The sequence below is a fragment of the Pseudomonas hefeiensis genome (assembly GCF_030687835.1).
In the GTDB taxonomy this organism is placed as follows: domain Bacteria; phylum Pseudomonadota; class Gammaproteobacteria; order Pseudomonadales; family Pseudomonadaceae; genus Aquipseudomonas; species Aquipseudomonas hefeiensis.
The window spans coordinates 2,054,812-2,065,862 of sequence record NZ_CP117449.1 but is presented as its reverse complement, the minus strand read 5'-3'; the positions used below and the strand labels follow the sequence as shown (position 1 = coordinate 2,065,862).

Genomic DNA, 11,051 nt, shown 5'->3' with positions numbered 1-11,051 from the left:
TATAGTGGCTGCAAGGTGAGGTCAAGCGCAGGGTTGCCCCGGTAACGGCCTCAAGGCTTGGAAAAAGGGCTCTCTTCGGCCTGCACCAAAGCAAAGCGTGGCACCTGCTCACCGTCAACCTCGACGGACTCCTGGAACATGCTCAAGGGACGCACCCAAAAGCCGTAATCGCCATACAGGGCTTGATAGAAGACCACTTCTTCCTCGGTCTCGGAATGCCGCGCGATACTGAATACGCGGTACTGCGGACCTTTGTAATGTTGGTAGAGCCCAGGTTGTATCGGCATGCTTTGGCCCTCACTGAAATCTTTTCAAAATAAAAACAAAATCTTTTTTTTCTAAACCCGGAAAAACAAAAACCGGGGCACTTGGCCCCGGCTTCCATCGACGTAACGCTTAGACGCGTTCGAAGACAGTGGCGATGCCCTGACCGAGGCCAATGCACATAGTGGACACCCCAAAGGTGCCACCGTTCTGCTTCATAACGTTGAGCAGCGTGCCGGAGATACGCGCACCGGAGCAACCGAACGGGTGACCCAGGGCGATCGCGCCGCCGTGCAGGTTAACCTTCTCGTTCATCTTGTCGAGCACTTTCAGATCTTTCAGCACTGGCAGGGCCTGTGCGGCGAAAGCTTCGTTGAGCTCGAAGAAGTCGATATCGGAAATGCTCAGACCCGCACGCTTCAAGGCTTTCTGCGTCGCCGGTACTGGACCATAGCCCATGATTGCCGGGTCAACACCGGCCACGGCCATCGAACGAATCACCGCCATCGGCTGGATGCCCAGGTCCTGGGCACGCTGGGCCGACATCACGATCATGCACGAAGCACCGTCGGTGATCTGCGAGGAAGTACCGGCTGTCACGGTGCCGCCCTTTGGATTGAAGGCCGGCTTGAGGGCCGCCAGGCTTTCCAGGGTGGTTTCCGGACGAATGGTTTCGTCGTAGTCGAACAGTTTCAGAAAACCGTTCTCGTCGTAGCCCTGCATCGGGATGATTTCGTCCTTGAACTTGCCTTCCACGGTCGCCTTGTGCGCGAGCTGGTGGGAGCGCACGCCGAAGGCGTCCTGCTGTTCGCGGGTGATGCCGTGCATTTTGCCGAGCATCTCCGCGGTCAGCCCCATCATGCCCGAGGCTTTTGCCGCGTACAGCGACATGTGCGGGTTCGGATCGACGCCATGCATCATGCTCACGTGGCCCATGTGCTCGACACCACCGACGACGAACACATCACCATTGCCGGTCATGATCGCCTGAGCAGCGGTATGCAGCGCGCTCATGGACGAACCGCACAGGCGGCTGACGGTCTGGCCGGCTGCGGTGTGAGGGATCTGGGTCATCAGCGATGCCATGCGGGCGATGTTCCAACCCTGCTCCAGGGTCTGGTTCACACAGCCCCAGATCACGTCTTCGACTTCGTTCGGGTCGACCTTGACGTTACGTTCCAGCAGCTTGCTGATCAGGTGCGCCGACATGTCTTCGGCGCGGGTGTTGCGGTGCATGCCGCCCTTGGAGCGGCCCATCGGCGTACGACCGAAGTCGACAATCACGACGTCTCTAGGATTCAAGCTCATAAATGTTCTCTCGCTCTAGTCGTTGGGCGCTTAACCGAAGAAGCTCTGGCCGTTCTTGGCCATTTCACGCAGCTTCGCAGTCGGGTGGTACAGCGCGCCCAAATCAGCGTACTGGTCAGCCAGGGCAACGAACTGGGCAACACCGATCGAGTCGATGTAGCGCAGTGCACCGCCACGGAATGGAGGGAAACCGATACCGTAGACCAGACCCATGTCGGCTTCGGCGGCGGTTTCGACAATACCGTCTTCCAGGCAACGCACGGTTTCGAGGCACAGCGGGATCATCATCCAGTTGATGATGTCTTCGTCGGTGACTTCGCGCTGCTCATAGACGATCGGCTTGAGCACTTCCAGCACCGAGGAATCGGCTACTTTCTTCTGCTTGCCGCGCTTGTCGGTCTCGTAGGCGTAGAAGCCCTTGCCATTCTTCTGGCCCAGGCGCTTGGCTTCGTAGAGCACGTCGACGGCCGACCGGCGGTCGTCTTTCATGCGGTCCGGAAAGCCTTCAGCCATGACGTCACGACCGTGGTGGCCGGTGTCGATGCCGACCACATCCATCAGGTACGCCGGGCCCATCGGCCAGCCGAACTTTTCCATGATCTTGTCGATGCGTACAAAGTCCACACCGGCGCTGACCAGCTTGGCGAAACCGCCGAAATACGGGAACAGTACGCGGTTGACCAAAAAGCCCGGGCAGTCGTTGACGACGATCGGATTTTTGCCCATTTTCTTGGCGTAGGCCACGGTGGTGGCGATCGCTTGTTCGCTGGACTTCTCGCCACGGATCACTTCCACCAGCGGCATCATGTGCACCGGATTGAAGAAGTGCATGCCGACGAAGTTTTCCGGACGCTTGAGGGCCTTGGCCAGCAGCGAGATGGAAATGGTCGAGGTGTTCGACGCGAGGATAGTGTCCTCTTTGACCTTGTCTTCGACTTCAGCCAGTACCGCCTGCTTGACCTTCGGGTTCTCGACTACAGCCTCGACCACCAGGTCGACATGGCCAAAATCGCCGTAGGACAGGGTTGGACGAATGCCGTTGAGCACTTCGGCCATCTTCGCCGCGGTCATGCGACCTTTATCGACACGACCGACCAGCAGCTTGGCGGCTTCGGCCAGGCCCTGCTCGATACCGTGTTCGTTGATGTCTTTCATCAGGATCGGCGTGCCTTTGGACGCCGACTGGTAGGCGATACCGCCGCCCATGATACCGGCGCCGAGTACGGCGGCCTGCTTCACGTCACGAGCAATTTCGTCGTAGGCCTTGGCCTTTTTCTTCAGTTCCTGGTCATTGAGGAACAGACCGATCAGGCTCTGTGCAGCCGAGGTCTTGGCCAGTTTGACGAAACCGGTGGCTTCGACTTCCAGGGCCTTGTCGCGACCGAAGTTCGCGGCCTTCTGGATGGTCTTGATCGCTTCGACCGGCGCCGGGTAGTTCGGGCCTGCCTGACCTGCGACGAAACCCTTGGCGGTTTCGAAAGCCATCATTTGTTCGATGGCGTTGAGCTTGAGCTTTTCCAGCTTCGGCTGGCGCTTGGCCTTGTAGTCGAACTCGCCACTGATGGCGCGCTTGAGCGTTTCAAGGGCCGCTTCCTGGAGTTTGCCAGGCTCGACCACGGCATCCACGGCGCCGACTTTCAGCGCGTCTTCAGCACGGTTTTCCTTGCCGGCGGCAATCCACTCGATGGCGTTGTCGGCACCGATGAGGCGCGGCAGGCGCACGGTACCGCCAAAACCCGGGTAGATGCCCAGCTTGACTTCCGGCAGGCCGATCTTGGCCACAGTGGACATGACGCGATAATCCGCTGCCAGGCACATTTCCAGGCCGCCACCCAAGGCGATGCCGTTGATGGCCGCGACGGTCGGTACGTTGAGGTCTTCGAAGTCGCTGAAAATACGGTTGGCTTCGAGGTTGCCAGCGATCAGTTCGGCATCGGGCAGCTTGAAGTTGTCGACGAACTCGGTGATGTCGGCACCGACGATGAATACGTCCTTGCCGCTGCTGACGATCACACCCTTGATCGAAGCATCTGCCTTGATGGTGTCCACGGCCTGACGCAGTTCATTCAGGGTTAGACGGTTGAACTTGTTGACGGACTCACCCTTGAGATCGAACTTCAGTTCGACGATGCCACTTTCAAGAGCCTTAACCGTGATGGCTTTACCTTCGTAAATCATCAACTGATCTCCACGATATGGAAGCTGAACAGTACACGTTGAACGCTGACTGCTGGTTCGGCATTGACGTTACCGCCGATGCTACGCCAATCCGCCAGGCACACCCGTCAACGCGATAGTCGGGGTTCTGTAGGAACGTTCGGAAAATACAAACGCTCAATTCATACGCCCGTTTGATTTGGGTACGCCACCTTCACGGAATTTCCGACAATTGTCAATCGCCCTAAACAGGGGCTTTAACGCGACTTCCCGGTCATTTGCGTAGCGCACGGATCTGCAACACGGCGCTGCATGCATGGCCATTCATAGAATCAATAATTAGAAAAGTCGCCCTAATTCCATGCACGCCGGACTCAACCGGCTAAGCTGGCGGAAACGCTTTTATATCTTTGGAGAAGGACGTTTCGAACGAACGCCCCGTAAACAGCTTCGATTACCGGCCTGCCTGGCCAACCCGCCCGATGAGACTGTCGGGCTTTTTTATGCCCGCAGGAGCTGCCGAGGGCTCGGGCCGCGTTCGGACGATCTTTTGATCTTTCAATTGAGACTCAATGGTCTGGGTAAAGATCGCAGCCTCGCTTCGCTCGGCAGTTCCTACAGCGTTTCAGGCCAGCGCTTTCAGCACCGAGGAAATCTCCTGCAAAACACTCGCTTCGCCTTTCTCGCCCCAGTACAAGGCGATCATTTGCCCATCGGCTTCGATTTTGTAGACGTTAGCTGGCAATTTTTCGAAATGATTGAGCAACGACTCATTCTGGCAGACTTCGCGCCACTGATTGACCCATACGCCCGGCGCGGTTTGCCAGTAGGTCCAGATAGCCGGCTGCTTGCCCCGTCGGGGCCGATGGTACTGGGCGCAAGGGTTTGGCGCCTGCTGCCCGAGCCAGTGAGGCCACTCCTGCGGAGCCAGTTGCATGGCCAGGCCAAGGCGCCGCGCCTCCATGCGCAACGCCATGCGACCGCTCTGAACACGGGACGGGCGCAACCATGCCAGGGGGCTTAATACCACCAACAGGATTGACACCACTATCCAGACCGTCATATTCGTACTCCCCGAATTCTGATGAGCCATGACGATTGACCCACGTCGCCGTCGATGTGCTTGAAACCAGCCATACTTACCGTATCGCAATTCTCTGGAGTGCCTTCCATGTACTACGAACACGTCCTGGTCGCCGTCGACCTCACTGAAGAATGTGATCCCGTCGTCAAGCGTGCTCTGGCCCTTTGCGAAGGTCGAGACACCAAACTGTCGCTGGTTCACATCGTCGAACCAATGGCCATGGCCTTCGGCGGTGATGTGCCGATGGACCTTTCCCAGTTGCAACAACAACAATTCGATCAAGCCAAGGAACGCCTTGACCGGCTGATCGTGAAATACCCAGCCCTGAAAAAGGAATACAGCCACCTGACCTACGGCCAACCACGCCAGGAGATCCATCACCTGGCCAAGGAACAGGGTTGCGACCTGATCGTCGTGGGCAGCCATGGCCGTCACGGCCTGGCGCTGCTGCTTGGCTCTACCGCCAATGACGTGCTACACGGCGCGCCTTGCGATGTGCTCGCGGTGCATCTGGTCAAGCGCACATAAAACCATGAACCTGTGGGAGCAAGCTTTGCTCCCACAGGCTCACCCCTACAGGGGAATAGCGTTTCAAATAAAAATCCCGACGCTCATTGCTGAGCGCCGGGATTTTCTATCTCAAGGGATCAAGCGTCCAGTTCAGCCCAGCGCTCGACCAATGCGTCCAGCTCAGCCTGTAACTGCTCCAGGTGTGCGATCACCTTGGCGGTTTCGGCCGCAGGACGCTGATAGAAGCCAATGTCAGCCATTTCGGCTTCCACCGCCGCGATCTGCTTCTCCTTCGCGTCGATATCGCCTGGCAATGCTTCCAGCTCGCGCTGCAGCTTGTAGCTGAGCTTTTTCCTCGCCGGTGCCGCCGCCGGTGCCGCCACAACCGGAGCAGGCTCGGCCTTGACCACGGCCGAATTCAAGTCGGCCTTGCCGGATTTGCTCTCGGTCACGCCCAACAACCGCGGCGAACCGCCCTGGCGCAGCCAGTCCTGATAGCCACCGACGTATTCACGAACCAGGCCTTCGCCTTCGAACACCAGGGTGCTGGTGACAACGTTGTCGAGGAATGCCCGGTCGTGGCTGACCATCAGTACGGTGCCGTTGAAGGTCAGTAGCACCTCTTCCAGCAACTCGAGGGTTTCCACGTCCAGGTCGTTGGTCGGTTCGTCGAGCACCAGCAGGTTCGCCGGCTTGCTGAACAGCTTGGCCAGCAGCAGACGGGCACGCTCGCCACCAGACAGCGCCTTGACCGGGGTACGGGCACGTTGGGGACTGAACAGGAAGTCGCCCAGATAGCTCAACACATGGCGGCTCTGGCCATCGATGTCGATGAAATCGCGGCCTTCGGCCACGTTGTCGATGACGGTTTTCTCCAGATCCAACTGATGGCGCAACTGGTCGAAGTAGGCGACGTCGATCTTTGTGCCCTCCTCCACCTTGCCATTGGTCGGTACCAGACCGCCGAGCATCAGCTTGAGCAAGGTGGTCTTGCCAGTGCCGTTGGCGCCCAGCAGGCCAATGCGGTCACCACGCTGCAGCACCATGGAGAAGTCCTTGATCAGGAACGGGCCGCCAGGGTGCGCAAAGCTCACGTTCTCAAGAACCATCACCTGCTTGCCGGACTTGTCAGCGGTGTCCAACTGAATGTTGGCCTTGCCCGTGCGTTCGCGACGCTCACTGCGCTCCATGCGCAGTGCCTTGAGCGCCCGTACACGGCCTTCGTTACGGGTGCGACGGGCCTTGATACCCTGGCGAATCCAGACTTCTTCCTGGGCCAGTTTTTTGTCGAACAGCGCGTTCGCGGTTTCTTCCGCCGCCAGCGCCGCTTCCTTGTGCACCAGGAAACTGGCGTAGTCGCCGTTCCAGTCGATCAGGCCGCCGCGGTCCAGTTCAAGGATCCGGGTCGCCAGGTTTTGCAGGAAAGACCGGTCGTGGGTGATGAACAGCACCGCGCCCTGGAAATCCTTCAAGGCTTCTTCAAGCCAGGCGATAGCACCGATGTCCAGGTGGTTGGTAGGTTCGTCGAGCAGCAGCAGGTCCGGTTCGGACACCAGGGCCTGGGCCAACAGGACCCGGCGACGCCAGCCACCGGACAGCTCGGCCAGGGTCTTGTCGGCCGGCAGTTGCAGACGACTCAGGGTGCTGTCCACCAACTGCTGCAGACGCCAGCCATCACGGGCCTCGAGGTCGTGCTGGACATGCATCAACTTGTCCAGGTCGGCGTCGGTGACGATGTTCTGGCTCAGGTGGTGATATTCCGCCAACAACGCACCGACACCATCCAGACCTTCTGCGACCACGTCGAATACCGTCCGCTCGTCGGCCACCGGCAATTCCTGGGGCAATTCGCCGATTTTCAGGCCTGGCGCACGCCAGACCGAGCCGTCATCGGGCTTCTGATCGCCCTTGACCAGCTTCATCATGCTGGACTTGCCAGTGCCGTTGCGGCCGATGATGCACACCCGCTCACCACGGGCGATCTGCCAGGACACCTTGTCCAACAACGGCATAGCGCCGAAAGCAAGGGACACATCGCTGAATTTGAGCAGGGTCATGAGCTTCTCCAAAAACCGGGCGCGCATTCTACCTGAGATGAGGCCCCAGAAGTCCGCCAATTTCGCCACTGAAGCAATCTGCGAAGCACTCTGCATAACAAATGTTGCGAACTTGTGCGGATGACCCCGCAAAGCTTTCGCCCATTGCTGGCAAAAGGCTAAGCTACAGACAGTTACCCTGGGTTAACCCTTGGGCTTGTCATGTTTTTTTTGCCCGGACGTATCATGCGCAGTCGCCTTTTCAGTGTTTTATCTTGCCTATTTGTATGTGCCACTGCCGTTCAAACCGCCCAGGCGGTGGATATTTCCACACAGCGTCAGTATTACGACGAAGCCAAGCGCGCCTTGGCCAAAGGTGATTCCGGCCCCTACTTTCGCTACAGCCAGGCCCTGCGTGACTATCCGCTGGAGCCCTACCTGGCCTACGACGAACTGACCGCTCGCCTCAAGAGCGCCAGCAATGCCGAAATCGAGAAATTCCTCGCCGAGCACGGCGACCTGCCCCAGGCCAACTGGATGAAGCTGCGCTGGTTGCGCTGGCTGGCCGACCGTGGCGATTGGAAGACCTTCGTCAAGTACTACGACCCCAAGCTCAACTTCACCGAGCTGGACTGTCTCAACGCCCGGTATCAGCTCAGCCATGGCCTCAAGGCCGAAGGCTACGCCAACACCGAAAAGCTTTGGCTCACCGGCAAATCCCAACCGGCCGCTTGCGATGCGCTGTTCGGCCTGTGGGCGACCCAGGGTCAGCTGACTGAACAGAAGCGCTGGGAGCGCGCCAAACTGGCCGCCCAGGCTCGCAATTATCCACTGGCCAAAAGCTTGGTCAGCGGCCTGACCACCCTCGCCCCCCGCGGCAAGCTGTTGGTGGACGTGGCGCAAAAGCCCGAATTACTCAACCAGCCATCGCGCTTCAGCCCGGCCGATGAGGCGATGGCCGATATCGTCAGCCTCGGCTTGCGGCGACTGGCCCGTCAGGATCCAGAGAAAGCCATGGCGCTGTTGGACGGCTACGCCAGCACCATGCATTTTTCCAAGCATGAAAAAGTAGCCATCGCCCGGGAAATAGGCCTGACCCTGGCCAAGCGTTTCGACAGCCGCGCCCTGGGCGTGATGACAAAATACGACCCGGAACTGCGCGACGATACTGTCTCGGAATGGCGCTTGCGCCTGTTGTTGCGCCTGGCCCGCTGGGACGACGCCTATCAGCTGACTCGCCGCCTGCCCGAGACACTGGCCAGCACCAGCCGCTGGCGCTACTGGCAGGCCCGCAGCCTGGAGCTGGCGCAGCCACAGAACCCCGAGGCGTTGACGCTTTACAAGCATCTGGCCCGTGAGCGGGACTTCTACGGTTTCCTGGCCGCCGATCGCTCCCAATCACCCTACTCGCTTAACAACAAGCCCCTGGTGATGAGCCAGGCGTTGATCAATAAAGTGCGCAACACGCCGGGTATTCGTCGGGCGCTGGAGTTTCATGCCCGGGGACAGATCGTCGACGGTCGTCGCGAGTGGTATCACGTCACCCGCCACTTCAACCGGGACGAAATGGTCGCCCAGGCGAAACTGGCCTACGACTTGAAATGGTACTTCCCGGCGATCCGCACCATCAGCCAGGCCAAATATTGGGACGACCTGGATATCCGGTTCCCAATGGCCTACCGCGATACCCTGGTGCGTGAAGCCAAGGTTCGCGGCCTGCATTCAAGCTGGGTGTTCGCCATCACTCGACAGGAAAGTGCCTTCATGGAAGATGCCCGCTCCGGTGTCGGCGCCAGCGGCCTGATGCAGTTGATGCCTGCCACCGCCAAGGAAACCGCACGCAAGTTCAACATCCCGCTGGCCTCCCCCAGGCAAGTGCTGAACCCGGACAAGAACATCCAGCTTGGTGCGGCTTACCTGAGCCAGGTTCACAGCCAGTTCAACGGTAATCGGGTCCTGGCCTCCGCCGCCTACAACGCCGGCCCCGGGCGGGTGCGCCAGTGGTTGCGCGGCGCCGACCACCTGAGCTTCGATGTCTGGGTCGAAAGCATCCCCTTCGACGAAACTCGTCAATATGTGCAGAACGTGTTGTCGTACTCGGTGATCTACGGCCAGAAACTCAACTCGCCGCAACCGCTGGTGGATTGGCATGAGCGGTATTTTGATGATCAGTGAGTCGGCGGCAGCAAGCCATAAGCTTCAAGCGGCAAGTTGTTTCTGAAAAGCAAAAAATGCCCGTATCGAAAGATGCGGGCATTTTTTTGGTAGGTTGCTTGACCCTATGAGAGCGAGCCTGCTCGCGATAACAATGGGTCAGTCGATAAGGACGCCGGATGCCTTCAGGGCTGGACCATAGCCTTCGATAAATTCCGGCGGCATGCGCTTGGGTTTGCCAGTGGACAGCTCGATGCAAACAAAAGTGGTCTGGGCGCGCAGCACAGTGGTGTTATCGCTGGGGCGAATCAGCTGGAAATGCCGGTTCATCTTCAGCCGCTGATCCCAGTCGACGATCCAGGTGGCCAGTTGCAGTTCGTCACCTTCGTAGGCGGCCGCCAGATAATCGATCTCATGACGCACAACCGCCATGGCCCGGTCCAGCCGCCGATACTCCACCAGATCCAGCCCCAGCCGCTGGGAATGGCGCCAGGCACAGCGCTCGAGCCAGGTGACGTACACCGCATTATTGGCGTGGCCCAATCCATCGATGTCTTCAGCATTTACTTGAAGATCAATAATGAACGGCGTTGCCCGATCCCAGCCCATGCCCCTCTCCCGGTCGAATTTGGTTGGGGCCAGTGTAACGGATCCGAGCTTGACCGCCATCGCGGGCAAGCCTTGCTCCCACAGATCAAGCCGATTGCCGCGCTTGCAGGCTGCGCCCGGCCAACAGCGATAACACACCATCAATGACGCGCGGATCGGCCAGCACCCGCTGGTGCCCGCCCTGTGGCAAGCGCAGCAAGCGACTGTCGAACCAGGCTTCGTGAATCAGTTGCGATTCCTTCACCGAGACAAAGGTGTCGTCGTCGGCATGGACGATCAACCCCGGCACGTCCAGTTGGTAATGGGCGACGTCCATCTTCGAGGCTCGCATGCCCACATCGTTTTCCACCAGGCGAATGAAGGCAGAACGAGCATTGGGCGGTAACCCCATCATTCTGGCGAACCCACGCAGGACTCCGTGAATCCGTGCAGGAGCAGCGATGCTGACCAAAGTCTCGGTCTGCAACCCCAACTGAACCGCCAGCATGGCACTGGCGCCGCCCATGGAGTGCCCGATCACAGCTTGCAACGGCGGTAATTCCGCTGCTGCTTCGAGCATGGCCCTGGCGAACAGCAAGACATTCGCCTCGCGGCCAGGAGACCGACCATGGGCCGGACCGTCCAGCGCCACCACCGTGTAACCGGCATCCACCAGCGCCATGATCAGCGCCGCGAACTGGGTGGGCCGCCCTTCCCAACCGTGCATCAACAAGACGGTCGGACCTTTGCCCCAGCGCAAGGCCGAAAGACCGAAACGCAGGGTGATACGCTCGGAAGTCGCCAGCAGCGGCAATTCCCAGTCCCGTGGCGGCAAGTTTCGGGGACGCATGAACAGTCCCCGCATTTTTTTCGCAACCAGGCGCGGGGCCACCCAGCCAAGCGTGCCATTGACGCCACGAATCCAGCTCAACCTGTCCATCGCTCATCTC

The 11,051-nt window shown here is 59.3% G+C and carries 9 protein-coding genes; 2 read left to right on the top strand and 7 right to left on the bottom strand.

From position 1 onward, the window contains the following. Nucleotides 1-50: 50 nt before the first annotated feature. The 4 genes from PSH57_RS09055 to PSH57_RS09040 form a co-directional block, all read right to left on the bottom strand. Entirely contained in the window at nt 51-287 is a 237-nt protein-coding gene (locus tag PSH57_RS09055; RefSeq protein ID WP_305389076.1) for a DUF1653 domain-containing protein, read from the bottom strand. A 109-nt stretch (nt 288-396) separates the two neighbouring features. Further along, on the bottom strand, nt 397-1,572 hold the full coding sequence (gene fadA / locus PSH57_RS09050; RefSeq protein WP_025212747.1) for an acetyl-CoA C-acyltransferase FadA: 1,176 nt from the start codon (nt 1,570-1,572) through the stop codon (nt 397-399). Between the two features lie 30 nt (nt 1,573-1,602). Continuing rightward, nucleotides 1,603-3,750: a fatty acid oxidation complex subunit alpha FadB gene (gene fadB / locus PSH57_RS09045; RefSeq protein WP_305389074.1), complete on the bottom strand. Its 2,148-nt coding sequence runs from the start codon at nt 3,748-3,750 to the stop codon at nt 1,603-1,605. Between the two features lie 604 nt (nt 3,751-4,354). Then, on the bottom strand, nt 4,355-4,792 hold the full coding sequence (locus tag PSH57_RS09040; RefSeq protein ID WP_305389072.1) for a hypothetical protein: 438 nt from the start codon (nt 4,790-4,792) through the stop codon (nt 4,355-4,357). Between the two features lie 108 nt (nt 4,793-4,900). Between PSH57_RS09040 and PSH57_RS09035 the strand changes: the two genes are divergently transcribed. Further along, nucleotides 4,901-5,341: a universal stress protein gene (locus tag PSH57_RS09035; RefSeq protein ID WP_047227202.1), complete on the top strand. Its 441-nt coding sequence runs from the start codon at nt 4,901-4,903 to the stop codon at nt 5,339-5,341. A gap of 119 nt (nt 5,342-5,460) precedes the next feature. Here the strand turns inward: PSH57_RS09035 and PSH57_RS09030 are convergent, their stop codons facing one another. Next, nucleotides 5,461-7,380, bottom strand: coding sequence for an ATP-binding cassette domain-containing protein (locus PSH57_RS09030; protein ID WP_305389070.1), 1,920 nt, complete (start codon nt 7,378-7,380; stop codon nt 5,461-5,463). A gap of 225 nt (nt 7,381-7,605) precedes the next feature. On the opposite strand from PSH57_RS09030, the gene PSH57_RS09025 reads away from it, so the two are divergent. Continuing rightward, nucleotides 7,606-9,534 carry a transglycosylase SLT domain-containing protein gene (locus PSH57_RS09025; RefSeq protein WP_305389069.1) on the top strand — a complete coding sequence of 643 codons (1,929 nt, stop codon included), beginning with the start codon at nt 7,606-7,608 and terminating at the stop codon, nt 9,532-9,534. A 138-nt stretch (nt 9,535-9,672) separates the two neighbouring features. Here the strand turns inward: PSH57_RS09025 and PSH57_RS09020 are convergent, their stop codons facing one another. After that, entirely contained in the window at nt 9,673-10,122 is a 450-nt protein-coding gene (locus PSH57_RS09020) for an acyl-CoA thioesterase (RefSeq protein ID WP_305390335.1), read from the bottom strand. Between the two features lie 85 nt (nt 10,123-10,207). Beyond that, nucleotides 10,208-11,041: an alpha/beta fold hydrolase gene (locus PSH57_RS09015; protein ID WP_305389067.1), complete on the bottom strand. Its 834-nt coding sequence runs from the start codon at nt 11,039-11,041 to the stop codon at nt 10,208-10,210. Between the last annotated feature and the right edge of the window lie 10 nt (nt 11,042-11,051).

What these genes read in the sequence shown, in the direction of transcription:
- PSH57_RS09035 (WP_047227202.1), top strand. Translation starts at nt 4,901, where the DNA reads ATGTACTACGAACACGTCCTGGTCGCCGTCGACCTCACTGAAGAATGT.
- fadA (WP_025212747.1), bottom strand. Translation starts at nt 1,572, where the DNA reads ATGAGCTTGAATCCTAGAGACGTCGTGATTGTCGACTTCGGTCGTACG.
- PSH57_RS09020 (WP_305390335.1), bottom strand. Translation starts at nt 10,122, where the DNA reads ATGGGCTGGGATCGGGCAACGCCGTTCATTATTGATCTTCAAGTAAAT.
- PSH57_RS09025 (WP_305389069.1), top strand. Translation starts at nt 7,606, where the DNA reads ATGCGCAGTCGCCTTTTCAGTGTTTTATCTTGCCTATTTGTATGTGCC.
- PSH57_RS09055 (WP_305389076.1), bottom strand. Translation starts at nt 287, where the DNA reads ATGCCGATACAACCTGGGCTCTACCAACATTACAAAGGTCCGCAGTAC.
- PSH57_RS09030 (WP_305389070.1), bottom strand. Translation starts at nt 7,380, where the DNA reads ATGACCCTGCTCAAATTCAGCGATGTGTCCCTTGCTTTCGGCGCTATG.
- fadB (WP_305389074.1), bottom strand. Translation starts at nt 3,750, where the DNA reads ATGATTTACGAAGGTAAAGCCATCACGGTTAAGGCTCTTGAAAGTGGC.
- PSH57_RS09015 (WP_305389067.1), bottom strand. Translation starts at nt 11,041, where the DNA reads ATGGACAGGTTGAGCTGGATTCGTGGCGTCAATGGCACGCTTGGCTGG.
- PSH57_RS09040 (WP_305389072.1), bottom strand. Translation starts at nt 4,792, where the DNA reads ATGACGGTCTGGATAGTGGTGTCAATCCTGTTGGTGGTATTAAGCCCC.